Annotated in this window: 19 protein-coding genes and 1 pseudogene; 19 read left to right on the top strand and 1 reads right to left on the bottom strand. The window is 47.8% G+C overall.

Features of this window, described 5'->3' with window-relative positions:
• Positions 1–170: 170 nt before the first annotated feature.
• The 7 genes and pseudogenes from QMK20_RS06745 to QMK20_RS06775 all read left to right on the top strand — a co-directional run bounded on the left by QMK20_RS06745 (position 171) and on the right by QMK20_RS06775 (position 7,509).
• Positions 171–1,175 carry an ABC transporter substrate-binding protein gene (locus tag QMK20_RS06745; RefSeq protein WP_283655111.1) on the top strand — a complete coding sequence of 335 codons (1,005 nt, stop codon included), beginning with the start codon at positions 171–173 and terminating at the stop codon, positions 1,173–1,175.
• Positions 1,172–2,209: pseudogene (locus tag QMK20_RS06750) on the top strand (FecCD family ABC transporter permease); the annotation flags it as partial. The gene QMK20_RS06745 and the pseudogene QMK20_RS06750, both read left to right, overlap by 4 nt.
• 4 nt (positions 2,210–2,213) lie before the next feature.
• Positions 2,214–3,080, top strand: a complete 867-nt coding sequence (locus tag QMK20_RS06755; protein WP_283655113.1) for an ABC transporter ATP-binding protein — start codon at positions 2,214–2,216, stop codon at positions 3,078–3,080.
• 81 nt (positions 3,081–3,161) lie between these two features.
• Complete coding sequence (cobT, locus tag QMK20_RS06760; protein WP_283655114.1) at positions 3,162–4,232, top strand: nicotinate-nucleotide--dimethylbenzimidazole phosphoribosyltransferase; 1,071 nt, start codon at positions 3,162–3,164, stop codon at positions 4,230–4,232.
• Positions 4,229–4,990, top strand: coding sequence for a bifunctional adenosylcobinamide kinase/adenosylcobinamide-phosphate guanylyltransferase (locus tag QMK20_RS06765; RefSeq protein WP_283655115.1), 762 nt, complete (start codon positions 4,229–4,231; stop codon positions 4,988–4,990). Before cobT ends, QMK20_RS06765 begins: the two co-directional genes overlap by 4 nt.
• Positions 4,987–5,853, top strand: a complete 867-nt coding sequence (cobS, locus tag QMK20_RS06770; protein WP_283655116.1) for an adenosylcobinamide-GDP ribazoletransferase — start codon at positions 4,987–4,989, stop codon at positions 5,851–5,853. Before QMK20_RS06765 ends, cobS begins: the two co-directional genes overlap by 4 nt.
• 39 nt (positions 5,854–5,892) lie before the next feature.
• Entirely contained in the window at positions 5,893–7,509 is a 1,617-nt protein-coding gene (locus tag QMK20_RS06775) for a cobyric acid synthase (protein ID WP_283655117.1), read from the top strand.
• Between the two features lie 100 nt (positions 7,510–7,609).
• Here QMK20_RS06775 and QMK20_RS06780 read toward each other — a convergent pair whose 3' ends face one another.
• Positions 7,610–9,310: a methyl-accepting chemotaxis protein gene (locus QMK20_RS06780; RefSeq protein WP_283655118.1), complete on the bottom strand. Its 1,701-nt coding sequence runs from the start codon at positions 9,308–9,310 to the stop codon at positions 7,610–7,612.
• 514 nt (positions 9,311–9,824) lie between these two features.
• On the opposite strand from QMK20_RS06780, the gene QMK20_RS06785 reads away from it, so the two are divergent.
• The 12 genes from QMK20_RS06785 to QMK20_RS06845 all read left to right on the top strand — a co-directional run bounded on the left by QMK20_RS06785 (position 9,825) and on the right by QMK20_RS06845 (position 25,304).
• A complete protein-coding gene (locus QMK20_RS06785; protein ID WP_283655119.1) occupies positions 9,825–11,066 on the top strand; it encodes a PTS transporter subunit EIIC in 1,242 nt (413 codons plus the stop codon).
• A gap of 324 nt (positions 11,067–11,390) precedes the next feature.
• Positions 11,391–12,224 (top strand): BglG family transcription antiterminator LicT, encoded by an 834-nt coding sequence (licT, locus tag QMK20_RS06790; protein WP_283655120.1) that lies wholly within the window; start codon positions 11,391–11,393, stop codon positions 12,222–12,224.
• Positions 12,225–12,389: 165 nt separating this feature from the next.
• On the top strand, positions 12,390–14,288 hold the full coding sequence (locus QMK20_RS06795) for a beta-glucoside-specific PTS transporter subunit IIABC (protein ID WP_283655121.1): 1,899 nt from the start codon (positions 12,390–12,392) through the stop codon (positions 14,286–14,288).
• A 233-nt stretch (positions 14,289–14,521) separates the two neighbouring features.
• Positions 14,522–15,919, top strand: a complete 1,398-nt coding sequence (locus QMK20_RS06800; protein ID WP_283655122.1) for an L-cystine transporter — start codon at positions 14,522–14,524, stop codon at positions 15,917–15,919.
• Between the two features lie 152 nt (positions 15,920–16,071).
• Entirely contained in the window at positions 16,072–16,770 is a 699-nt protein-coding gene (locus QMK20_RS06805) for a queuosine precursor transporter (RefSeq protein ID WP_283655123.1), read from the top strand.
• Between the two features lie 636 nt (positions 16,771–17,406).
• Positions 17,407–18,459, top strand: a complete 1,053-nt coding sequence (locus QMK20_RS06815) for a hypothetical protein (RefSeq protein WP_283655125.1) — start codon at positions 17,407–17,409, stop codon at positions 18,457–18,459.
• Between the two features lie 22 nt (positions 18,460–18,481).
• Positions 18,482–18,916 carry a DNA polymerase III subunit gamma/tau gene (locus tag QMK20_RS06820; protein WP_283655126.1) on the top strand — a complete coding sequence of 145 codons (435 nt, stop codon included), beginning with the start codon at positions 18,482–18,484 and terminating at the stop codon, positions 18,914–18,916.
• Between the two features lie 125 nt (positions 18,917–19,041).
• Entirely contained in the window at positions 19,042–19,260 is a 219-nt protein-coding gene (locus QMK20_RS06825) for a hypothetical protein (RefSeq protein ID WP_283655127.1), read from the top strand.
• A 65-nt stretch (positions 19,261–19,325) separates the two neighbouring features.
• Positions 19,326–20,117, top strand: a complete 792-nt coding sequence (locus tag QMK20_RS06830; RefSeq protein WP_283655128.1) for a hypothetical protein — start codon at positions 19,326–19,328, stop codon at positions 20,115–20,117.
• Positions 20,118–20,172: 55 nt separating this feature from the next.
• A complete protein-coding gene (locus QMK20_RS06835; protein ID WP_283655129.1) occupies positions 20,173–20,790 on the top strand; it encodes an S-layer homology domain-containing protein in 618 nt (205 codons plus the stop codon).
• A 1-nt stretch (position 20,791) separates the two neighbouring features.
• The gene (locus QMK20_RS06840) at positions 20,792–21,841 is read left to right on the top strand and encodes a hypothetical protein (protein ID WP_283655130.1); all 1,050 of its coding nucleotides are present in this window, start codon (positions 20,792–20,794) and stop codon (positions 21,839–21,841) included.
• A gap of 10 nt (positions 21,842–21,851) precedes the next feature.
• Positions 21,852–25,304 carry a peptidoglycan DD-metalloendopeptidase family protein gene (locus QMK20_RS06845; RefSeq protein ID WP_283655131.1) on the top strand — a complete coding sequence of 1,151 codons (3,453 nt, stop codon included), beginning with the start codon at positions 21,852–21,854 and terminating at the stop codon, positions 25,302–25,304.
• Positions 25,305–25,404 lie beyond the last annotated feature (100 nt).

The raw sequence follows: 25,404 nt of genomic DNA on the forward strand, positions 1-25,404 counted from the left end.
GTCCATGCGGAAGAAACTGCCGCCTGCGTACGATCTGCGCTAACGTGACCCCTGTGTCCTTATCTGAGGATGCAGGGGTTTTTTGAAAGGAAAAGAAGGCTGGATTTAGCAGATATCGGATGATGTTCAAGTGACGCTCTTAAAAGAATTTATATGGAGGGGTGTAAATTATGGCAGGGAATAAAATAAAGGTCTGGACTACAGGCTTATTGGCTCTGGTCTTGGCGGTTGTGCTGAGTGCATGTGGAGCTAACGGAAAGAACGCTGAAAATAAAGGGGATCAAGCTTCACAGCAACCGGGGCAGACGGCAACCGCTCAGGAGCCTCCGGGCAAAACGGTCTACCCGCTGACCATTAAGGATGCGACCGGGCAGGAGTTTACGTTCAAAAAAGCGCCGGACAAAATCGTTTCCGTCTCCCCGGCTGAAACCGAGGCGCTGTTCGCCATCGGACTGGATAAGGAAATTGTCGGTGTATCGGACTATTCGGATTACCCGGAAGCGGCTACAAAGAAGCCCAAAGTGGGCGGTATTATGAAGCCGAATGAAGAGGCGATCATTGCTGCGAATCCGGAAGTCGTTTTTGCAGGGATATCACTCAGTGAGCAGGCGACAACCAAGCTGCGTGACATGGGAATTATGATTTTTAAAACCGAGCCGAAAACGGTTGAAGATGTCATGGCTAATATCGAACTATATGGGAAAATTACCGATCATCAGAAAGAAGCGAGAGCGGTAACCGACAAGATGAGAGCCGATGTAGCGGAAGTGAAAAACGGTGTTAAAAATATCGGTAAAGGGCAAAAGCTGAGAGTCTACGTCGAATTTTCACCCGGCTGGACGGTCGGCAAGGGCGAGTTTATGGACGAGCTGATTTCTTTGGCGGGCGGCGAAAATGTGGCTGCAACACAAAAGGGCTGGTATCAGATCAGTGAGGAAAATATTATTGCGGCCAATCCGGACGTCATTTTATACAGCAAAAATGTCAAGGACGACAAAACAGGCCAGACACTGGGCGATATCATCAAAGCCCGTAGTGGATGGGATCAAATATCGGCTGTTCGTCTCAACCGGGTGTTTGCCGTGGATGATAATCTGATCAGTCGGCCGGGTCCGCGTGTAACGGAAGGTCTCAAGGAAGTGGCCAAGGGCGTGTATCCTGAAATTTTCAAATGAATCGTAGACTGATTGGCTTTGGAGGGGCAGGTCTTGCTTTATTGCTGCTGACGCTGCTGCTCTGTCTCGGCATCGGTTCAGCCAAGCTTCCCGTCAGCCAAATCACGGGTATTCTGGTCAACCATCTGCCGTGGTTAGGTGAGACGGTTACACCGGATTGGAATACATCCACAGAGCAGATTATTTTGAAGGTCAGACTGCCGCGTGTGTTACTGGGTATGCTGGTAGGCGCAGCGCTTGCGCTGGCGGGAGCCGGATTTCAGGGTGTGCTGCGCAATCCGCTGGCTGATCCTTACACGTTGGGGGTATCCTCGGGGGCTTCGGTAGGGGCAGCGGTACTGATTTATTGGGGGCTTCAATTTTCATTTGTAGGCGTATGGACACTGCCGCTGGTGGCGTTTACGACCGGAATGCTGACGTTGTGGATGGTGCTGACGCTGGCGAGGGAAGGCGGCAAAATTCCGACGCAAAGTCTCATTTTATCGGGCGTGGTGATGCAATCTTTTCTGGGTGCGGTCGTTTCCTTTCTGACAGCCATGTCCAGGGAGACGGTCAATGAAATATTGTACTGGACAATGGGAAGCCTCAGTCTGCGCGGCTGGTCGTATACAGGCATTCTTTTACCTTATGTGGTCATTGGGCTGGTGTTTCTGTGGAACCGGGCACGAGTGCTGAACATTCTGGCCTTGGGTGAACGTCAGGCGGCTCATATGGGGGTTAATGTAGATGCAACGAAGTTATCTGTTCTGATCATATCCACGCTGCTGACAGCCGCGGCTGTCTCGGTATGCGGAGTGATTGGCTTTGTGGGACTCGTTGTACCGCATATTATCCGTCTGGTGACGGGCCCCGACTATCGGATGATTGTTCCGTTATCCGCGCTGGGCGGGGCTATTTTTATGGCATGGGCCGATACTGCGGCGCGTACATTGCTGGCTCCGACGGAAATTCCTCTTGGTGTCATGACGGCCTTTGTCGGTGCACCGTTCTTCGCATATCTCCTGTACCGGAACAAGAAGCTGCGCAGGGGGGATTGCTGTGAAAGAAGCAAATGGACCACAGGAGACGCGAGTCCGGGCGCTGGAGATTGCCAGTCTGACTCGTGATTTCGGGGAATTCCATGCGTTGAAAAATATAAGCTGGAGCGTAGACGAAGGAGATTGGTGGGGCATCATCGGTCCGAACGGCAGTGGAAAGTCGACGTTGCTGCATCTGCTTTCCGGTGTGGATCACCCGACTTCGGGCAACGTTCTTATATATGGAAAAAAGGTCAGCAGCTATGGCAGAAAAGAGCTTTCCCGTTTTGTGGCTGTACTCCAGCAGGAAGGGCTTCCTCCAGTGGGCTACACGGTAAGGGAAGTTGTGGAAATGGGACGCTTTCCCCATCAGGACTGGTTTGGTAGAGAAAAGGTGGATAAGGAAAAAGGGATGGACCCGGGAATCATCACGGATCGCGTGCTGGAGAGGCTGGGTCTTACTATTTTGGCGGACAGGCCGTTAGACCAATTGAGCGGGGGACAGCGGCAGCGTGTGGCTTTGGCGAAGGTGATGGTGCAGGAGCCGCAGATTTTGCTGCTGGATGAGCCTACAACCTATTTGGATCTGCGCTATCAGCTTGAATTTATGGAGCTGCTGGCGGAATGGCGCCGGGAAACAGGTGTGACGATTATATCTGTTCTGCATGATCTCAATTTGACTGCCCAGTTTTGTGATGATTTGCTTGTGCTCAAGGACGGGATGGTTGAAGGGTTAGGAGCTTCGTCAGAGCTGCTAACAGAGGAACGTATTCGCCATGTGTACGGTGTTGAGCCTGTGATGCTGCCTCACCCGGATAGTGGTGTGCCGCAGCTTTTACTGCGAAGACGTGCAAGGGATGTATCTGGTCAGGGTGAACGACTTGAGTAGCTTGCTTGAGTCAAGTGCTGAAGCAACAGAATTTACGATGAGATCGCTAAACACATATATACGGAGCAGGGAGTGGAAGGCATGAACGAAAAATTACGGCAGTTAATAGACAGCATTGCACAGCCGGATGGGGCGACAGCCTTGGCGGCTTCGGAGCATCTGGATCAATTAACGAAGCCACCGGGAAGTCTTGGAAAGCTGGAAAGTCTGGCTATACAGTTAGCAGGCATTACGGGGGTGGACAAGCCTGAGTTTGACCGTAAAACCGTTATGGTGATGGCTGCGGATCATGGTGTGTGTGAAGAGGGGGTCAGCGCCTTCCCGGCTGAGGTTACACAGCAAATGCTGTATAACATGCTGTCCGGCGGCGCGGCAATTAACGTGCTGGCACGTCATGCAGGAGCAGATGTCAAGGTGCTAGACGTGGGTGTGAACGCAGATGTCGCTCATGCGGATCTGGTGAACCGCAAGGTGCGTATGGGTACCGCGAACATGGCGAAGGGGCCGGCGATGCTGCGTACAGAAGCCGAGCAAGCGGTTTTGGCAGGAGCTGAAGCCGTTGCGGAAGCAGTCAAAGGCGGCACACGACTGTTCGTAACCGGAGAGCTGGGCATTGGAAATACGACGGCCAGCGCTGCGGTCGTATGTGCCCTTACCGGGCTGGAGCCAGAAATAATCGTCGGCCGGGGCACAGGTGTGGATTCGGCTGGGCTGACCCGTAAAATAGCGGTCGTCTGCCGCGCATTGGACGTGAACCAGCCTGATGGGAACGATGCCTTAGATGTACTGACCAAGGTCGGCGGTCTGGAAATTGCCGCATTGGCAGGCGTCATCCTCGGCGCAGCCGCTCATCGCTGTCCGGTCGTGCTGGACGGCTTTATCTCCGGCGCAGCTGCGCTCGCTGCGCGTACACTTGCGCCTGCAAGCGCAGCGTACATGCTCGCTTCGCACGCCTCGGACGAGCGCGGGCATGCGGCGGTGCTTCGCGAGCTCAAGCTGGAGCCGATGCTTCATCTGGACATGCGGCTTGGAGAGGGCACAGGCGGTGCGCTTAGCCTGCACCTGATTGATGCGGCGTGCCGCATTATGCGCGAAATGGCGACCTTTGCCGATGCAGGCGTATCGGACGGTCAGGGAGCCGCGCAGCGATGAAGGCGCTCGTGACCGGCGGCGCACGCAGCGGTAAAAGCGGCTTTGCCGAGCGATTGTGCATGTCGCGCGCCCCGCGCGCCTGCTACATTGCAACGGCGCAAGCCTATGACGTAGAGATGAAGGACCGTATCGCCCTTCATCGGCTCCAGCGCGAGTCTGCCGGGTATGGCTGGCAGACGCTGGAGGAAGAGCAGGCGCTGCCGGAGCTGCTGCGGCGTCTGGGCGGCGGCGTAGAGCCACGGCTGGCTGCGCAAGGCACCAATCCTGGCGACGAAGCCTCTGCATCGGGCGCATCTGCTGCGTTCTCAGTGGCGCAGCCTGACGCATCGCCAACAGGCGAAAGCCGCAGCGTTTTGCATTCTGCGGCGCAGTCTGTCGCTGTGGAACAGCAGCGCGGCAGTGACACTGCCAACTTGCACGCCAGTCAAACACCGCAGCCAGCGTCCGCGCCGATGGTGCTGGTCGACTGCCTGACCCTTTGGCTGTCGAACGTGCTGCTGGCCGCAGGTGAGGACGACGAAGCTGCGGCCCGTGCCGCCATGGATGAACTGGCGATAGCTGTGGAGCAGTATCCGGGGCCACTTGTCATCGTGACCAATGAGGTCGGTGATGGCATTGTGCCCGAGTATCCGCTTGGACGGCTGTATCGGGATTTAAGCGGGATGATGAATCAGCGGATCGCCCGCCTTTGTGATGAGGTATTTCTGGTGACGGCTGGCATTCCCGTAGAACTAAAACAGTTGGAATACAAGCTATGAGCGGCGAACGTCAGGCGATTGCGGCGGCTTTTCAATTTTTGTCCCGTCTTCCAGTTAAGGCGGAGCTGGATTTTTCGCCAGAGCTGCTAAAACGTAGTGCAAGCTATTATCCGTTGGTAGGGATGGTCATTGGCCTCATTGTATGGTGCTTTGCAGCGCTTGCTTCTCTGATATTGCCACCGTTGCCATGTGCAGTTCTTACTCTTGCTGTTTGGGTCTGGCTCACGGGTGGATTACATCTGGACGGCTGGATGGATGCGGCTGATGCTTTGTTCAGCTACCGTTCCCGTGAACGGATGCTGGAGATTATGAAGGATAGCCGTGTAGGAGCGATGGGTGTCATTGCTTGTGTGTTGTTGCTTATGCTCAAGGCTTCTTTGCTGTATACGGTGCTGGCTGAACGGGATCTGTCCGGTTTATTGCTGCTTCCGATGGTTTGGAGCCGCTGGTTTATGGTAAGCGCGATGAAGCGCTGGCCGAAAGCTCGTAATGATGATGGACTGGCGGCGCGTTTTGCTGATATGAGTAGCAGACGTGCCGGATTGGCTGTGTTCTGGGCTGTACTCATTACGGTGTGTGCCGCAGTAGGGCAATTTATCATTGCCGGATGGTTCACAGGAACAGGCGGCTTGGGCAATACATCTTTTATAGCGTATGGGCAGTCAATTTTTTCCCATCCGGGCGAATTAGCCATTTGGACAGGCTTTTTGCTGCTGCCGCTGCTGGCTAATGGTGTTGGAAGCTTCACAGCAAGCCGTATTAACCGCCGTTTGGGAGGACTGACAGGGGATATTTACGGAGCCTTGAACGAATTGCTGGAGACCGTTTTATTGCTGTTTATTGTAATTTTGCACGGACTGTAGGCAGATTTTTAAATGAATTGGTAAAAGGGGAAGAGGCAATTGTCAAATTTCGAACCGTCCCGCACGAATCCCGCAGCGGTGCTTATGCTCCAGGGCACAGCATCGGATGTGGGCAAAAGCGTGGTGACCACTGCACTGTGCCGTATATTCACGCAGGATGGCTATCGTCCCGCACCGTTCAAGTCACAAAATATGGCGCTAAATTCTTATGTCACCGAGGACGGCAAAGAAATTGGACGCGCTCAGGGTGTGCAGGCAGAAGCCTGCGGTATTGAAGCGACGACCGACATGAATCCGATTTTGATCAAACCGGTCAAGGATATGCATTCACAAATTGTTGTTCACGGTGTGCCTTATGCATATATGAGTGCTTCCGATTATCGAAAGAATTTTTTGCCGCAAGCCAAACAGACGGTCATGGACGCGCTGAATCGGCTGCGTGATACCTATGACATTGTGCTTATGGAAGGGGCAGGCAGTCCGGCAGAAATTAATTTAAAGGACCGCGATATTGTAAATATGAATCTTGCGGGCTGGGCGGACGCTCCCGTGCTGCTTATTTCGGATATCGACCGGGGCGGTGTTTTCGCTTCTCTGGTAGGAACGATTGAGCTGCTGGAGCCGCATGAGGTGCAGCGTATCCGTGGATTTGTCATTAACAAGTTCAGAGGGGATTTGTCCCTGCTTCAGCCGGGACTGGACTGGCTGGAGGAACGAACCGGTATTCCTGTACTCGGCGTGCTGCCCTATCTACCGGATATCCGCATTGAGGCAGAGGATTCTGTGGTGCTGGACAAGAAGCCCAAGCTGTCTGCAAAGGATAAAGCGCTGGACATCGCGGTCATTCGTTATCCGCGTATTTCCAATTTTACAGACACGGATGCTTTGGCCGTAGAGCCGGATGTGAGTGTACGTTATGTCACGGAGGCCGGAGAACTGGGTGTACCTGACGCTATTATTTTACCGGGGACGAAGGACACGATTGGCGATCTGCTTGAATTGCGGACAAGAGGTCTGGAGCAGGACATTCGGGAGGCTATGAATACGGGACACACGCAGTTGGTTGGCATTTGTGGAGGTTATCAGATGCTCGGCACAGCCTTGTTTGATCCCGAAGCGGTCGAATCTGGGTTGCCGCAGCAGGCAGAAGGGTTAGGTTGGCTGGCGCTATCCACGACCTTTTTAAAGGAAAAGCAAACGGTACGCGTACAGGGAACCTTGTCTAATCACTGCCCCTTGTTGCTAATTGCACCCGATTCGGATTCTGCTCCCACGTCGATAATTGAAGGCTATGAAATACATATGGGCGTCACGGAGTGTGTTACAGAACCACACGCGCCTAAAGATGGTACCGAGGGAATGAACCCAATGCACACCTTATTCCATATCCGTCGCGGCGAGGGAACAGCCTTTGAGGAAGGTTGGGGAACAGCGGATGGTAAAGTATGGGGTACCTATTTGCATGGTGTGTTTGATAATGATCGTTTTCGCCGTTCCTGGCTGGATGGATTGAGACAAGCCAAGGGCTTGGCAGGGCTGGATAGCACCTTTACCGTACGTGAAGCCAAGGAACGTGAGTTTGACCGTGTTGCAGAGGTGGTGCGGGCTCATTTGGACATGGACCGAATCTACCGCATTATGGGGATGGACTCTTAACCTTTATAGATGATCGTATAACATCACGCTTTAAAAAATAAAGAGGTATCTCCACAGCCGTGTTCGTGGCCGCGAGATACCTCTTTCCTTGTAGTTCAGCTTACTTGATTTTGAATTTTTGTACGGCTGTTTGCAGTTCGGTCGCTTGCTTGCTTAATTGGCGTACGACCTCGCTGTAGCCTTCCATTTCATTCAGTTGCTCATCGGAATTTAAACCGATTTCCTGAATCATAAGCTGGGCATTGGCAGCGATGAGAGCTGTCTCTTCCACGGAAGCCGATACTTCCTCCGAGCTGGCGGATACCTGCTCTGTTGCTGCGGATACCGTCTGGATCGTCGCGTTGATCGTCTGCATGAGCTGACTTAGCTGATTAAAGGCTGTACTCGCTTGCTGCACCATTTCCGTTCCCGAATGGATTTCACGGCTGACCCGGGTCACAGAGTCAACGGACTGCTGCGATACTTCCTGGATGGTTACCAGGTAATCGGAAATTTGCTGTGTCGCTTCTTTCGACTGCTCGGCCAGCTTGCGAACTTCTCCGGCTACAACGGCGAAGCCGCGTCCATGCTCACCCGCACGGGCAGCCTCAATGGAGGCATTCAGGGACAACATTTGAATCTGCTTCGTAATATCAAAAATAGCTGAAACAATGCTACCAATGGCCTCGGAGCGCTCATTCATACTATGGATGTATCGAAGCGACTCATCGGCAGCCTGTCCTACCTGCGACATTTGGGCAACAGCATTTTGAGCGAGTGTATTACCGTTCACTGTTTCTTCGGTTGCTTCACTGATCTGATCGGATACATCATTGGCAGAGGAGGCGATATGTTGAACACCTTGAGCGATTTCCTCCATAGCCTGTGCATTTTCAGCAGCAGCAGAAGCTATGCTGGTACTACCCTTTGCCACTTCCTCTGCGGCAACTGTAGAGTCCTGTACTTTTACACCCATGGCTTCAGTCCGGCGAAGCAGCTCGTCCGAGCCTTGTACAACCGCACCGGATGTGGAAAGCACATGACCGATCATTTCTTTCAGATTGTGGGACATGGATTGGAAGCTGCGGGCAAGCTGCGCAATTTCGTTGTTACCGATAACCTTCGGTTCTTGCGACAGGTCACCTTGAGCAATTTTTTCACTATGACGAACCAATTCGGCAATAGGCTCTACAACCTTGCGTACGACAATGGTAGAAATAATTCCACCCAGCAGAAGCGTTACAATTGTAATACCTATGCAGATCCATAAAATTTGTTGGGATTTGTCCTGCACAAATCCAACGTCCTCGTTCACACCCAGGACCAGGTTACTGCCCGCTATGGCAAAGAAGGCGGTTTTGTGTAATCCGTATGAATCGCTGTAAATGTCACTGACATTCATCTCGCCTTGTTTTGCTTTTTTGATATCCTCCACAGGAACAAGTACATCTTTAACCTTATATACCGATTTTTCATTTCGTGCGACAACTTCGGCATTACCATCTTTCACCACTGCGATATATGCCGATTCAAGTTTAAGCGTGTTGACCTTATCTTGAAGATAAGATTCCATCTGCATACCAGACCCGGAATCTGAACCATTTCCTTGCTGTGCCTGAACTGCCAAAGAAATATTAAGATCCTGATACACACTCTTGGCCCCGGTTTCCAGCATTTGATCCACCTGAGGAATGACACTGTTATTAATGATACTCATGGATACTGCATAAAAACTGACACTGAACAGAAGGGACGCGAAGAGCAGAATCAATATAATCATAATCCGCAATCTTGCGCCAATGGAACGATTAAAACGTTGCATGGAAAATCTCCTCTCACATGATAATGATAAGTTGGTATTAAAAAGAAAATATACAGATTTCCCTGCTTGAAGTAGGTCGCTTGTCCAATTTACATTAGACACGTCATGATCTACTTATTTTCCTTTTCTGCTTGAAGAAAAAACTGAAAATGTTCGGATTCTATGTATATTTCAGTTGTATTCAAGGGGCAAGAACAAGAAAGGGAAGCAATCCATGAATTACTAAAAAGTAGGTTAGACCTATTTTACATAATTAACAGGCGGTTGAATAGTCATATTTGCCCAAAAACAAACAAAAAAATGTAACTATGGTCGTGGGCTATTAGATGTAAGCTTGATGTAAAATCATCAGAGGATGAAAATGAATATCTCATTCCTTCTTTTAAGACTATTGTAAAAAAGAAGGAATGAAAGTAGTATAAGGAATGTCGCTTTCCATGTACTTCCTGTAAGCAGTTATATATTAAGTACGAATGTGGCCTTCAATATACATAAAAAAGGGGAAAAGGCTTTTATGAATCAGGATTTACTTTCCAAAGAAATGATTTCGCAGGCAGGAGGAGAAGACAAACAGGAGCCTGCTTCCGCTTCCGGCAATGGAAAAACTGGCACAGCAAGGAATCCGATAAGTCGCCTGTTTGATTTTATTTCGGGTGTGTTTACCTCAATCCTGCCGGCACTGATCGGGGCGGGAATCATTCAGGTGATTGCTTCTGTCTTGTTGTATCTGGATATTGATTCTAAATTTAAAATTTTTACAATTGTAATGTACATTGGCGGATTAGTATTTTATCTTTTACCCCTAATGGTAGCAGTAAGTGCAGCCAAAAAGCTTGGCAGCAACATATTCATTGCAGCAGTCATCGGGGGATGCTCGTTTCTTCCCAGCCTTACGGAAGTGCTGAAGTCCGCTAAAGAGATCAGCTCGACCAGTTTACCAGTGGCGGAGCCCCAGTATATTTCTTCCTTTATACTGATCCTTATTACCGTTTGGCTTGCAGCGAAAATTGAGCAAGGATTAGGCAAATTTAATCGCTATGCCATAAAGCTGATGGTTGTCCCAACGTTGACGCTCATGATTATCATGCCTTTATTGCTGTTTGTTTTCGGTCCGCTGTGGACTACCTTGGCTCATACATTGTCAGAAGAATTTTCTTCATTGTTCTTCTTCAATTCGGAAGTATTGGCGGGTCTGCTGTATGGAGGCACTATACCTTTGCTTCATTTTTCGGGCATGCAATATATGCTGGTGAACGATATGCTGGAATCCGTTGCTGCGACGGGCTATGATTACATTGCTCCTGTCATGGTGGCGGCGGTTATGGCTCAAGCGGGGGCGGCGTTCGGCGTATGTATTAAATCCAAAAATTCCAAAGTCAAGGCGCTGGCCGCAACCACAGGCTTGTTAGCCGTGCTAGGAATCATTGAACCGGCCATGTATGGTGTTAATGTACGTTTCAAAAAACCGTTTCTTGCTGCGTTGATCGGCGGGGCCATTGGTGGGGCATTTGTGTGCCTGTTTGAAACGGCGATCACTGCTCTGGTAAGCTTATTCGGACTAATGACTTTACCGCTGTTTAGTGACTCCACGCTTGTGTATGCCGTTTTGGGGATGGTCATTTCGTTTGTGACGGCTGGTGTAATTACGTATTTCATGGGCTTTGTGGAGGAAAAAGAGGAACATTCAAAAGGACCATCCACATCTGGCACCAGCACTGCTTCGGATTTGGCAGTGGAAAAGAGCGCCAACAACTAGGCTGCTTCGAATAAACCATCGAAGGACTTGTCATTTCCCCCAGTGGAGGGATCGTGTTTTCTAACTCCAAAAGCGGACACGCTGCAGCACTATCGTGCAGATTAAAGGCAGTAATTTGGTGCTCCCATCGCCTAGGGGCCTTATGAAAGTGTTTACAAAAAAAACTTGTCAGCTCAGTTCTTATATGATATTATGATGGCAGTTATTCAAAACTGCACATTCGTGGATTGTTACTGATTGTATCAGGCAAAACCATAAGCAGGCACTAAGTGTCAGTTTTGGTATTGCCTTTTTTTACTACTCCAAGCGGCCTAAGGTGATGGAATGAAGATAGCAAAGGTGCTGAATAACAATGTTGTAACGGTCATTGATGAGCAGCAGAAAGAATTAGTCATTATGGGAAGAGGCATTGCTTTTAAGAAAAGCTCAGGCGATGAGATTGATGAAGGGCATATCGAGAAAATCTTTAAGCTTGAAAGCACCGAGGTTTCCCGCAAACTGATGACCCTGATGTCTGATATCCCTATTGAATATGTTGAAATTTCTGATGAGATCATTCAATATGCCAAAACGATACTCGGTGTGGAATTACATGACAGCATCTACATTTCGCTGACGGATCATATCCATTTTGCCATAGAGCGTTATCGTTTGGGGATGGATATAAAGAACGCCCTTTTCTGGGAAATCAAACGAATGTACCGCAAGGAATTTTCGATTGGGACCAAAGCACTGCATATGATTCAGGACAAGCTGGGAGTTACGCTTCCGGATGATGAAGGAGCCTTCATTGCTCTGCATCTGGTGAATGCTCAGCTCAACAGTGAAATGCGCGAAACGATAGCCCTGACTAACATCGTCAAGGATATCATTAACATTGTAAGCCGCTTTTTTGTAATGGAGCTGGATGAAGAGTCGTTAAGCTACTACCGCTTTATTACACATCTCAAATTTTTTGCTCAACGGGTAATGAACGGGACCCCTGTACAAAATGCAGATAATTCCCTTCATGATATGGTTAAGGTGCAGTACAAGAATGCCTACGCCTGTGCTGAAAAAATAAGAGATTATACGACTAAAATCTATGGTCGGAGCTTATCCCAGGATGAGATGCTATATCTCACCATTCATATCGAGCGTATCATTAAAAATCAATGATTTCATGGATGATCAGGGATTTAGGATTGCTACTTCTAAACCAGAAGGCAAAACCTGAATGCTGAAAGAAGATTGGCTTTTTATAAAGCTGTCTGCTTTCTGTATTCAGGTTTTTTTATTGCCAATTTACGCATTTTATACCTTAAAAGAAAAGAGGAAACCCTCATGGATCGAAATCAATTATCCAAAGAGATACTTAAACTGGTTGGTGGTGAAGAAAACGTTGAGCAGGTAGTTCACTGCATGACCCGCTTGCGCTTCAATCTTTATGATAATAAGAAAGCTCAGAAAGATCAGTTGAAAAAAACGGATGGCGTCATGGGAGTGATGGAGAGTGGCGGCCAGTTTCAGGTTATTATCGGTGATGATGTAGCTAACGTGTACAAATCGTTGGTGAGCAACATGTCCAAGGTGCCGCAAAGTGAGACAGTCGCAAGCAATGCATCCAAGAAAAAACAAAACCCGATCAGCAGTCTGTTTGACTTTATAGCTGGTATGTTTACACCTATTTTGCCGGCGATCACCGGTGCAGGTATGATCAAAGGGATCATTGCTCTATTGGTGGCAATGAACTGGATGTCCGATAAGAGTCAAACCTATACGATTTTAGCGGCAATAGGAGACGGAGCATTCTATTTCCTGCCGATTATTCTGGCTGTGAGTGCTGCTAGAAAACTGGGAAGTAACATGTTTATCGCGGCTGCGATAGGTGCCTCTATTTTGCATCCGACGATTACGGCATTGCTGGCATCCAATGTGAAGGTTAGCTTTATCGGTCTTCCGGTGACGGCGGCAACCTATGCATCGACTGTTATTCCCATCGTTATTGCGATCTGGCTGGCGGCCCATGTTGAAAAATTCATTGATAAGTATACACATGCATCATTGAAGCTGATTGTCGTTCCGACACTGACTTTGTTGATTGTTGTGCCTGCAACGTTGATTGCAGTAGGTCCGCTGGGCGCCATTATTGGTAATGGCCTGTCGGGTGGTATTTCTTGGTTGTTTGAAAATACAGGTCCGCTTGCAGGTCTGGTACTCGGTGGTACCTTCTCCCTGATCATCATGACAGGTATGCACTATGCGTTGATTCCTATCATGATTGGTTCTATCGCCACGCTGGGCTATGACTACATGATTCCGATTATGGCAGCAGCTAACTTGGCTCAGGCTGGCGCTACAATGGGTGTATTCTTGAAATCCAAAAATGCCAAAATCAAAACGTTGGCTTTCTCCACAAGCTTGACAGCTATTATGGGTGTAACCGAGCCTGCAATGTATGGGGTAAACATGCGGTTTAAAAAACCGTTTATCGCAGCGTTGATCGGAGGTGCCGTTGGCGGAGGATTCATGGGCTTGTTTGGCACAAAAGCTTATGTTATGGGTGGACTGGCTGGCTTGCCTGGCTTGGCAATGTTTATCGGACCAACTTTCTTGTACGCAATTCTTGGTATCATTATCGCATTTGCGGCTGCTACAGTGGCAACCTATTTGATCGGTTTTGAAGATGTGAAGGAAGAAGAAGCTTCATCAACAGGTGCTGCTGGAGACATCTCTACTGAGGAAGTAGCACCATCTCCTGTGGCCTCACTGCCAAAAGGCGAGAAAATCCCGGTATACAGCCCGATTATGGGTGAGGTTAAGCCGCTCAGTGAAGTCAATGACCCTGCTTTTTCTCAGGAAATCATGGGTAGAGGATGGGCTATTGAGCCATCTGAAGGTCGCGTTGTTTCTCCAGTTGAAGGTACCGTATTCTCCATTGCCAAAAGTGGACATGCCGTAGGTTTGGTGAGTGATTCCGGGCTTGAAATGCTCATACACGTTGGGATGGATACGGTAAAGCTGAAAGGCCTTCATTTTACTCCTCATGTGAAAGCAGGGGATCGAGTGAAAGTAGGCGATCTCATGCTGGAGTTTGATCTGGCGGAAATTCGCAAGGCTGGTTACGAAACGATTACACCTGTTATTGTTACGAACGTAGCTCAGTTTAGTGAACTGGAGCCTGCTGGAAATGAGCATAAAGTGGTTAAGGAACAGGAGCTTTTTTATACAGTAATCGTCTAACGACAACAAAAGATTTTACGTATAATCTAACATCAATCGTTGGATTAACGAAAGGCAAGTCTTCGAAACAGGAAGACTTGCCTTTTTGCGTTTTCAATGTAATCCCCCAAAGCTATACTGGCTTCAACCCATTTATTAAAACAAAACCTACAAAGATAGTTGGTATTGTGATATAGTAATTAACGGATTGAAGGGTCACTTAATAAAATATCATCTGTCTGGAGGAAAAATATATGGATACCTTCTTTATTATTTTGAATGTGCTTGTGCTGCTTGCACTGCTCGGCGTGTTGGTCTGGATGCAGAAAAAACACATTTCCTTTACAAAAAGGGTATTTGCCGGGCTGGGCTTCGGGCTGATCTACGGGGTTATTCTTCAATACGCCTATGGGGCGGGCTCAGAGGTCATTACAAAATCGGTCGATTGGTTCAACCTCGCAGGCAATGGTTATGTCCGTTTGCTGCAAATGGTAGTTATTCCGCTCATCATGGTGTCGATCATTTCGGCTATTATGAATTTGAAGGGAAGACAGAATCTTGGCAAAATAAGCGTGTCTATTATTGCAGTACTGCTGATTACAACGGCTATTGCCGCTTCGGTCAGTATTGTGACCAGCTTGTCGTTCGATCTTAAAGCGATTGAGATTCAAAGTGGGGAAAAGGAACAAGCACAGGGTTTGAAGATGGAGGAGCGTCTTGGAACAGTTCAGGATATGACGATTCCACAGCAGGTGCTGGAATTTATTCCATCCAATCCTTTTGAGGATATGACGGGAGCACGTCGTACTTCGACGCTGGCAGTAGTGATTTTCTCGGCTTTTATCGGGGTAGCCGTGCTTGGACTGGATCGTAAAAAGCCAGAGCAGGCGCAAACCTTCCGTAAAGTAATCGACGCCGTGTACGCGGTGGTGATGCGGATTGTGACGCTGGTGCTGAGATTGACGCCTTACGGTATTTTGGCGCTGATTACTAAAGTTGTAGCCACGACGAATCCGGATGAAATCTTGAAGCTGATCAAGTTTGTACTCGCTTCTTATGTGGCTCTGTTGGTCATGTTCGTCATTCATCTTATTTTGCTGGCTCTGTTCGGCTATAACCCGGTAACGTATGTGAAAAAGGTATTGCCTACGCTGGTTTTTGCCTTTACATCCCGTTCCAGTGCGGCAACGATTCCGCTAAATGTTGAAACGCAAACGAAAAAGCTCGGTGTGTCAGACGGCATCGCGAATCTGTCTGCCTCCTTGGGAGCGACCATTGGACAAAACGGCTGTGCAGGTATTTATCCGGCCATGCTGGCGGTCATGATTGCGCCAACCGTGGGCATAAATCCGACGAGCTGGGATTTTATCCTCACGCTCATTCTGGTCGTTACGGTTAGTTCCTTCGGCGTGGCGGGTGTAGGCGGTGGTGCCACCTTCGCTTCTCTGATCGTGCTTTCGACCATGAACTTGCCCGTAGCCTTGGCGGGATTGCTTATTTCGGTTGAGCCACTGATCGATATGGGACGCACAGCGCTGAATGTCAATGATTCTATTACGGCAGGACTCATTTCAGGCAAGGTGCTTAAGGAGAATGATCAGGATGTGTTCAACGATCAGGGTATGGATCTAGATACGACGGTAAGCTCCTAATTGGAACGATAGGGACTCTCTTCGCAGTTTAGGGAGCAGGTTTACTGTTCACGAATCGTAATCTGTGATACATTAAAATAATGTTTTTCCGGCTTACTCCGGATGAACCGCGGTTCGCAACCATCCCGCGCTATCAAAACTAGGAGGATTTCATGTTTAATTTGCTATGGGGGGCAGCCTTTGTCCTCGTCAATTTTATGTTCTTTTTGTTATGTTATCGTTTGTTCGGTAAAAAAGGGTTATACGCCTGGATTGGTGTGGCTACCGTACTTGCCAACATTCAGGTAACCAAAACCATTGATTTGCTCGGTATTACGACGACATTGGGAAATACAATGTATGTCTCTATGTACATGGCCAGCGATTTGCTGAATGAAAAATACGGGCCTAAAGAGGCACGCAAAGCGGTGTGGTTCGGCTTTTTCACGCTGATTATGACGACGCTAACGATGCAGATGGCGCTGGTGTTTCAGCCTAATACAACCGATTTTGCCCAGGCGCCGATGCAGCAATTATTCGGACTATTACCCAGACTTGCGCTTGCCAGCCTGACGGCCTATGCGGTTAGCCAATTGCTGGACGTTCGTCTATACTCGTGGATTCGCAAGTTTTTCCCGCAACGTCACCAGCTCTGGATTCGCGGCAATGGCAGTACGATGATTAGCTCGTTTATTGATACGCTCATTTTTTGCAGCATCGCCTTTTACGGCTATGAATGGGGAATATGGCTGGAGCTACTGTTCACCACCTATATCTTAAAATTTGTACTAACCGCGGCGGGTACACCGATATTGTACATCGCACGCAACTTCCGCTTTGCAGAAGAGGAGGGGCAGACGCTCAAGCCGTAATTTGGCTTGGGGTTGCTCCTCCTTTTTTTTGTATAACCAATGAAATCGTTCTTATTCTTATATATAAATCGTTCAATGAAGCTTACAGTTACTTATATTGAAGTATATAGATCGTCAGATGAATTGTAATATTGGAGACTACGTAAGGAGAAAATCAAACCTTGTACTATGAAGGAGGCTACAGGAATGATGCAGTTTACCCCATGTATCCGGTGTGAATTTCGTTATGTGACACAAAGGGCTAGAGAAAACTTTATGGCAGAGAAAATGGCAGGAGAACCCTTGCTATGCCTGCATTGTATCGGCGAACTTACGGGTAAAGTAATGGATCAGTTCGGTAAACTTGTTTATCCTCATGAGGTTGAACAGTCTAATTGGCAGCAGCATATTCCGAGGTCGTCTATTGAGGGGTGTAGACCCTGTATGAAGAAACGAGGACGATGAAGAGATCAAGTACATCGCTACAGTTAAAACATCCAATACTTCACTTATATTGATATCGTCAGGAAGGTGGTTTGCTCAAAGGTCAAGTTGTCACGGGTTCAGATCATGACGCGGGCCTTGAGAACACATATAAATACTCCATTCCAATCGGGATACCATTAGAATGGAATAATAAACTGGAGGTTTTTGAAGATGGGAATGACGAAAAACAAAAAAATGTTGATTAAAGGTGCGGGCAAGTTTATGGCTAAAATTCCGAATAGTGATGAACTCATCACGATTGGAACACTGAACAACATGCTTTTGGACATCCAACTGGATATGCACGATATCGAGGGTGGAGATTCCAGTGTGCCCTTGGATGCATTGCTTCGTAAAAAAACGATTGATATTACAGCTCAAGATGCCAAATTTGACTTAAATCTGGTCCGTCTCGTCCTCTGTTCCAAGCTTCGTGAAGGTGTTAGCGGAGCGTCTTACCGACTGACAACGGAAACCGTGACGGTTCCAGGGGAATCCCCATACCAGGTGCTGCTCACAGAAGCCGCAGCGACAAGTCCTGCAATGAAGGCTTACGAGGATGTAATTACAGGCACAGATGTAACCACAGAAGTTACCGTGACAGGTAATAAGGCAGTGTTCGATGCAGCGTTGGCCGGGAAAAAAGTAGTGATTGTCTATCCTGTCGCTTTGAGTGGAATCCAGCAGGATGATGATGGATTTGTATGGGAGCTGGAAGAGAAGCACGTTATTCAGGAAGTAAACGGGAAGTGTGAGGCAGAGCTTGTCTTTGGTACCTCGCTGCATACCACGCCTGAAATTTCAGTGCGTACGCTAAATGGAAACAAGCTTCTCAAACGTTCGCTCACCGGAACCCCTACCGAGGAGCAATACCTTGTTGAAGGGGGAAAGCTGATTTTCAATGCAGCGTTGAAGGATGTAGCCATTTATGTAAACTATAAACGCAATGAAGTGGTGGATGTTCTGGATATTTCGAGCAGGGATTTACCGTTGACGGTTCACCTGGTTCATGATGGCCGTTTTGAGCAAAAGGACGGTTCTGTGCAAGGATACCAAACGGAATTGTATCAATGTCGTGTGAAATCCAATTTCACGATTGATGCTCAGCGCCAGCAGGCGTCTACGCATAGTGTAACCTTGACGGTCATTGACCCGGAACGCTTTGATAACAAGCTCGGCACGATCAAGCGTTATGAGATCGCAACAACATCTGCTAACAACTGATACGTAAGGATGTGTTTTCGAAATGAATGAAAGAGAGTTCACCGTTCCATCTAAAAATGAGCCTTCCAAGTCAGATGCGGTGGTAGAAAGTACAAAGAAGGTTTTGACAGAAGAGGAAGCACAGATCAAAGAAAAAGCTTTCTTTGAAGAAGATGAAAAGGTGCGTCTCCGTGACGGTAAAACGTATTATTTGCCTCCGCTTGGGTTAAAGGATGCGCGTAAGCTGATTAAAAAGCTGAACGCTATTGATTCCGGCATTATTATTGCAAATCTGATTCCAGATGACCCGGAAGGTGCGGATCGTTATCATGAGCTGATAGATGTGCTGATGATGGGCTTCAAGCCTTATTATAGCTGGATGACTCCTGAGCATCTGGAGGAGTATGTTGACCTCGAAACGGCCAAGCAAATTATTGATGCCATGATCGGACTGAATGGAATAAAAAAGTCCATGTAGCCACTGAGGATGAGGAGCTGGAGTATGACCGGCAAGCTCCCGTTGACTGGGCGAATCTTTTTTTTAAGCTGGCCCATTATTGTCACCTGGATAAGCATCAGGTTTGGGACCTTACGCTCCCTCAGTTGGGCTACTATCTGGAGCAGTGTCATGACCATATCGAATTTACAATTAAAGTATCCTCCATGTCTGCCGGTGGGCTATGGAGCGGGACTGATCAAATGGATCGTTCGGATACCCGCCATACAGCCCGTGAAGAAGTCAGGGAAGACGGCTCATATATGGGCAGCTATAAGATAGCGGACGAAGAAGATATGGCATTTCTGGCTAATATGCTTGGATGAAAGGCACTCCTGCTCTGCTCCGTATGGAGGGGCGGGAGTTTCATTTTATAAAAGGCGGTGAATGTATGGGCAATATAGAGGTTGATGTGCTTGTGGAGCTACAGGCATTTATTCAGACACTAAGGCATTCTTCTCGTGCTGATATTCGGGAGCTGGCTTCACGCTTAGGGCGTTTGAGTGAACACAAGCACACATTAAGCACCTTATTAGATTGTAGGACAAGGTCCGAAGTAAACCAGCAAAAACCAGATCAGCTACCCGCAGATGAGAGTCAAAGTCTGCAACATGATATGAATGGTAAAACGAAGCCGCTGACCTTCCCCATGAATGAATACGTGGGCAAGGTGCAGAGGGATCCAAGCAGGAAGACGCTAAACGCTGAAATAGCAGATATACGAACAGGCTCTATGGAGTATATCTGTATGCGCAAGCACCAAACTCAGGACTTGCAAAGTGTACTCCGTCATCAGCGTGCATTTCATATGAAGTCGGAAGCTTCATGGGAATTCCGAGAGCAGCACAGCGAATGGAGAGGGCAGTCCCTGCAAGCCCAATTGGGGATTTGGAGTGGGGTGGAGCCATTAGCTGGAACGTTTCATATGCCAGGGGGCGTCACAGAGCTGACCAGCAAAGAATATCTGACACGTGCAAACATGCACCCATCGTACACGATCAACTCCGGTGACGTCATCGTCCATATGACATTGCCTAATGTCACGAATGACGTAAGTCCGACCCAACTGGAAGCGATCGGTAACGGACTGGGAAGAGGTCTTAAAAACGGTAGAGCCGGAAGCTTACGGGATCAGCTTCTTATGAATCCGACCACTGCTTATCGTAGCAGTACGTCATATTAATCCATACTCTGTCGAACCGGAGTAAACATCATTTTTAATGACAGGAGGTATACATTTGACTCAGCAAAGCCCCAATAAATCAGAAGATGTGATCTACAAAAAGCGATTATTTTATGATAACGGAATTCGCTTTGTCGAGGTTAAGGCCAAGTTTATCAGCGAATATAAGCCACCGGCTCCGACTCTGAAATCCCATGTTAATGAAACGTTTTCCTACTCAGTAGGCTTGGTCAATCGTGGAACTTCACATTATACAGCTGCCCTAACACTTTTATTTTACAGTAAAAAGGAATACGCAGACTGGCTATCTTTTATAGGCTCAGAACACAAATATTATGATGAAAAAGGCACGATCTATCTGGGGGTTGTGACAGGTAAACCAGATATTCAAACGGCGGAGATGGAGACTAAATATATCATCCAAGTCCAAATGTCACTTATTCGCAAGCAAGGTGATGAATACCGCTGCAAAAGCCAATTCATGGACCTCAATGGCCATTGGGCATCCAGCTATATCGAGGAAATGGAGCAGCGTGGTATGGTTACCATCCCTGCGGATGAAGGCGAAGTCAGCCCTTATTTCAGACCGGACGAGGGCTGTACCCGGGCAGAGGGAATCACCTTTTTGATGAGGTCCTATAGGTATGTGGACCGGATTCTAAGGGGGTATTGAGATGAAACGTTGGATTGATGTAGATCCACTGGATTGGTTTTATAGAGATATGTTAGATATGGCACGTTTAGGTCTGGATGCCCGCAACGAGCACAGCTTTATCGAGGGGATGCCCTACGACACTTTTGACCAAGAACATGAACGCATTGTCAAGCGCTTTGTAACGTTCGATGGTCAGCAGGAATTTGCCATTCCCGGCTATCAGATGCATATTGAAAATCCAGTTTTTGTTTTCGTCGCTGGAGTTCAGGTACAGCCTGAAAGAGTGGAAAACGAAAAAATAACGATGCCCCATCCTTTATCCGGCGGACTTGAGGTGGTATGTATCGCTTATGGCAGACCCGCTTATCAGGGGGATGGCTGTGTTCAAAAACCTTATATGGATACGGACGAAAGTCTGATTATCCTGCCTTCTGCGATCTTGTCCATGGCGGCTGATTATCAGAGCCAAACGAAATATCAGCCGGAGACGGTCACGGTTCTGGGAACCAAGCTCAAGCGGTTACCTGTGAAAATCCAATCGGAAGAAGATCCAAAGGAAGTGATTAAGAAAGCATTCGGCTTCAGGCAGGATGCATTTGTGATTCATCAAGGAATTGTGTATCTCCCCTTCAACTATAACGGATTTCCCGCGACTGTCGGATATAACTATCGTGAAGCCGGGAGTGTGCAATTTAAACAGGAGACGGTCGTTGTCAGCACTGTACATGCTCGTTATCATGACCGTTTCTTTCCGAATGTTCGTATGAAAAGAGCACAGTTTCTTGTTCTTCTTCAACAGATGCGGGTGGATATCTATAACAGATATACCGACCGTGGATTGGAGAGCAATACGTATCCGCCGAGAACCTTGCAGGACCGAAGCTCTTTCTCAGGCCAATGGTATGAGCAGGATGTTATGGACTTGATAAGTGAGCAGTTTCTAGACGGAAGCTATGTATTTCCACTCTATGAAAACAATATGCTGGAGCCAGAAAAATGTATTACACGTGCGGAAGCTGTCGTATTTTTAAACCGATTCATAGAATGGGCCCTAGAAAAATTCAGATAGGTGATGAAAAATGACTTTTGAATCCATGAATAAGCACGGACAGGCTCGGGGTCATCAGCCACGCGTAATTGTAGAGCTGGACAAAATGTCCTATGTCCGCAGCTTGCGGCCAAACCAAGACGTTGTTCAATATGTAAAAGATACGGTCGTTAAAGACTTTTTGTCCATTGATGGTGTGACCCAGCTATCAAGTGAAAAGGAAGCCACAAAGGTTAGCGAAATAGCCCGTCTCGCCAATTTGCCTATGTCCATGCCTATACTTTCTAGTTCGAAAATGCGTGGGCATGTTACCGATTCGAATCATATACAGGGCATGCTGGTTACCAGCCGTCACCGTTCAGTGAATTCCAAGCGCCCTCTTCACAAGGGAGTGGACCTGGATTGTGACAAGGAGGATACCATTCATGCCGTATGGGATGGAAGAATTACTGCGGCTGGTGCTGTAAAGGGCTACGGTCACGCTGTATATATTCATCACGGCAACGGCTGGACGACCCGGTATGCTCATTTGAAACCCAATGCGATGATGGTCAAGGTTGGAGATCATGTGAAGGCTGGAGATCCGATTGCTATAGGATGGAACTCGGGTCACAAGAGTAGTAGTGGAGGTGGGGATGGAGCACATCTTCATTTTGAGGTTCGCAAGGATGGCGAGGATTTGAACCCCGAAGCTTTCCTGCGCGGGGAAAAATCCATACAATTGCCCATTCGATTGCTGGATGCGGCTGTTCAGAATAAAAGCACAGTCACTCCATCGTTGGCAGCTAGCACTGTCGAATCCTACACGGAATATAGTATGGAAGCGTGGGCTTATTATGTAAATGCTGCAAACTCTGAAGGCATTACAAGAGGAGGAACAGATGTACGGCAGTGGAAGGATTACAAAATTATTGCTGTCGATCCCTCTGTCATTCCGTTGGGAAGTAAGGTTGAGCTGTTGGTAGACGGGAAAAATTGGGGCGAATATGTGGCTGATGATACGGCTGGCTCCACGAAGGGCAAACGTATTGAAATTTTAATGGAAAATGCGGAGCAATGCCTCCAGTTTGGGCGAAAACCTGTCATTGTGAAAATCAAGCAATGGGGGGACGGAAGAACTCGCAGCGCAAACTCAGAAGTCGATCAATCCATTGTATCCTACCAGATCAACCGTACCACGGAGAAGGTGTCGTACAACAAGGATTTTACGGCTCAAAAAACGAGTCTGGACCCTTTGAAATTTGTGGATATCGTGGGTGCCACACAATTTTTCACCAATGAAACGCCTAATCAGGTTCGTAATGTTTTAGGTTTTCAACGAACAGACGGGGCGGGTCAGGTGAAGAAATTCACGTTTGTGCATGACTGGTTCAAGGCCGGTTGTTTAAGCTGGGCCTATGTGTCGGATATGGATATCCAGGACAGAGTAGAGGTGAAGGTGGACGACCATGTAGTTGCGACCATTGAAGGGGTAAATGCCAAAAACGGACTGGCTTATCCTCCCTCTATTCCGGTGCCTGGTGGACACCACAAGATCGAATTTTCAATGTCGAATCCTTCCAAGGCGTCAAGAGGTAATTTCGGGATCACTTTCCTGAAAGCCAGAGAATTTGATGTGGAATCCGTCTCAGCCAAAACAGTCTGGACGTTCGAAGACCCGATGAGCACAATAAATGATTGGACTCCCGATCAGCAGGTAGTGGTGACGGATCTGGGGGATCAGCAGAAGATATCCACAGCACGGGAAGAGGCTGGTATTGAACGGACAGGGAAGATAAACAAATTTCCATTTACGATGCAGTTCCGAATTAAGGCCGATCAGGGAACACAAGGGAAAATAATAATGTCCAATGGCTCCAAAGCATTTGTGGTCAAGGTTACAGATCAGGGGATTTCTACGAATGTCAGCTCCTATAGCCATAACCATATGAGCGAGTACACCGATTATGTAGTAACCTGCCATAACGAAACAGATATGGATGTATATATTAAAAGCATACTTCCGGGTGGTGTCGAACAATGGGAAAATACCCGGGTACGCGGCGTATCCGAGGAAGATACGGCGAACAGACTGCGGTTTTCCGTATCCAGCGGTGGTCTGTATATTGCAGAGGTAAAATATTCCTTTCATGATTACTCTATTGAGCAGTTTGCCACCCATATCGCAGATACGTATAAGGAGAAATGGTATGACGTCGGCGGGTTTCAGTATGAGGATACCGCTTCACTGGAACGGGATGTGATGAACTGGGAGGTTCATTCTCACATGGATATGTCCTCGACGTCAGCCACCGTAACTTTAAATAATGCCAAAGGGATCTACTCCCTATCCCTGGAACGTTACGCTGCATTTCCTGATGGGAGGAAGCAGCCACCTAACGAATTTACCTATTGGGAGGAGGGTGAGCGAAGACATCTGATTAGTGAAGGGACTCCCATCCGTATTTATGCAGGCTACGGTGATGAGCTGGTACGTGTATTTACAGGCATGATCAAGGGTGAAATTGAGGAGGATGCCGAGAGAAGAACGCTTACGTTCCACTGTGTAGACCGTTATGACATGCTGGAGGAATTTATATTTTATAAGGATATGATCTACCCTCCAGAGGAAGCGTATGCTGGGGACGGCGGCGCCTTTGCCTGGATGAAATCCAGTATTGTAAAGGATATTGTGGTCGCAGCCGGGCTTAATTCATGGCGTGTGCACGGGGAAGAATGCCAATATCCCGATTTGGATATAGACGAAACGGTATATGTTGATGTGAAGAAGGGCAAGCACTCCTACATGAGATTTGATTCCAAGTCAGGAGAGCTTCAGACGATTCCCCAAGATCAAGAATGTGTGAAAACAGCCGAAGGCTGGGAAAATCCTTTCGTAGCAACGGTATCCTTCAAGACGGGAACAAGGGCATCAGATGCTATACAATCGCTCATACAGGATTTGCCCTATGATGTCAGATGTGATCGTTACGGAACGTTTACACTGAAACGAATGAATTTTCTGGATACTCCGGATTGGGATCAGATAGCACGTTCCAAGTGGGAATTTACAGATGATCATTTGCTTGAAATGACGTCTTCTACCGACTACTCGCGTGTTCGCAACCATCTGATGATTTCTGGTTCTGAGGGGTTAACGGAGCATTTTCTGGATAAAAGCCTGATTGTCGCCACCAAAGGGAATATGAGAACTACCGGATTACAGCTACCATGGATTGAAGAGCAGGATGGGGCATCCATGCGTGATCTCAAGCAGCAGATAGCGAATAAAGTATTTTTTGATATGAAAAGACAAGCCCGTACCAAAAACATTGTTATTCGCGGTAACCCCCTCATAGAGCTTTTGGATGGGTGTTATGTGTATGACAACCATACCTGTAATGCAGGATATTATCTGATTAAGGGCAACAGGCTGGTCGGTAATGAATGCGGCATGATTAACTATCTGGAGCTAACCTGGTCCGCTCTTCCTGCAACATCCTGATTTTGACGGTATGATCCATAACATAATAAAAGGAAATGGCATTACGCAACCTGCGTTAATTGTCATTTCCTTTTTCTTATATTGAAGGAGAAGGTGAGGT

It is taken from the genome of Paenibacillus sp. RC334 (assembly GCF_030034735.1).
Classification (GTDB): Bacteria; Bacillota; Bacilli; order Paenibacillales; family Paenibacillaceae; genus Paenibacillus; species Paenibacillus terrae_A.

Bases quoted from the DNA above. Each gene is read 5' to 3' on its own strand.
- cobT (WP_283655114.1), top strand. From the start codon at position 3,162: ATGAACGAAAAATTACGGCAGTTAATAGACAGCATTGCACAGCCGGAT.
- QMK20_RS06805 (WP_283655123.1), top strand. From the start codon at position 16,072: ATGTTTAATTTGCTATGGGGGGCAGCCTTTGTCCTCGTCAATTTTATG.
- QMK20_RS06765 (WP_283655115.1), top strand. From the start codon at position 4,229: ATGAAGGCGCTCGTGACCGGCGGCGCACGCAGCGGTAAAAGCGGCTTT.
- QMK20_RS06820 (WP_283655126.1), top strand. From the start codon at position 18,482: ATGAATGAAAGAGAGTTCACCGTTCCATCTAAAAATGAGCCTTCCAAG.
- QMK20_RS06780 (WP_283655118.1), bottom strand. From the start codon at position 9,310: ATGCAACGTTTTAATCGTTCCATTGGCGCAAGATTGCGGATTATGATT.
- QMK20_RS06840 (WP_283655130.1), top strand. From the start codon at position 20,792: ATGAAACGTTGGATTGATGTAGATCCACTGGATTGGTTTTATAGAGAT.
- QMK20_RS06845 (WP_283655131.1), top strand. From the start codon at position 21,852: ATGACTTTTGAATCCATGAATAAGCACGGACAGGCTCGGGGTCATCAG.
- cobS (WP_283655116.1), top strand. From the start codon at position 4,987: ATGAGCGGCGAACGTCAGGCGATTGCGGCGGCTTTTCAATTTTTGTCC.
- QMK20_RS06800 (WP_283655122.1), top strand. From the start codon at position 14,522: ATGGATACCTTCTTTATTATTTTGAATGTGCTTGTGCTGCTTGCACTG.
- licT (WP_283655120.1), top strand. From the start codon at position 11,391: ATGAAGATAGCAAAGGTGCTGAATAACAATGTTGTAACGGTCATTGAT.
- QMK20_RS06795 (WP_283655121.1), top strand. From the start codon at position 12,390: ATGGATCGAAATCAATTATCCAAAGAGATACTTAAACTGGTTGGTGGT.
- QMK20_RS06830 (WP_283655128.1), top strand. From the start codon at position 19,326: ATGGGCAATATAGAGGTTGATGTGCTTGTGGAGCTACAGGCATTTATT.
- QMK20_RS06815 (WP_283655125.1), top strand. From the start codon at position 17,407: ATGGGAATGACGAAAAACAAAAAAATGTTGATTAAAGGTGCGGGCAAG.
- QMK20_RS06745 (WP_283655111.1), top strand. From the start codon at position 171: ATGGCAGGGAATAAAATAAAGGTCTGGACTACAGGCTTATTGGCTCTG.
- QMK20_RS06785 (WP_283655119.1), top strand. From the start codon at position 9,825: ATGAATCAGGATTTACTTTCCAAAGAAATGATTTCGCAGGCAGGAGGA.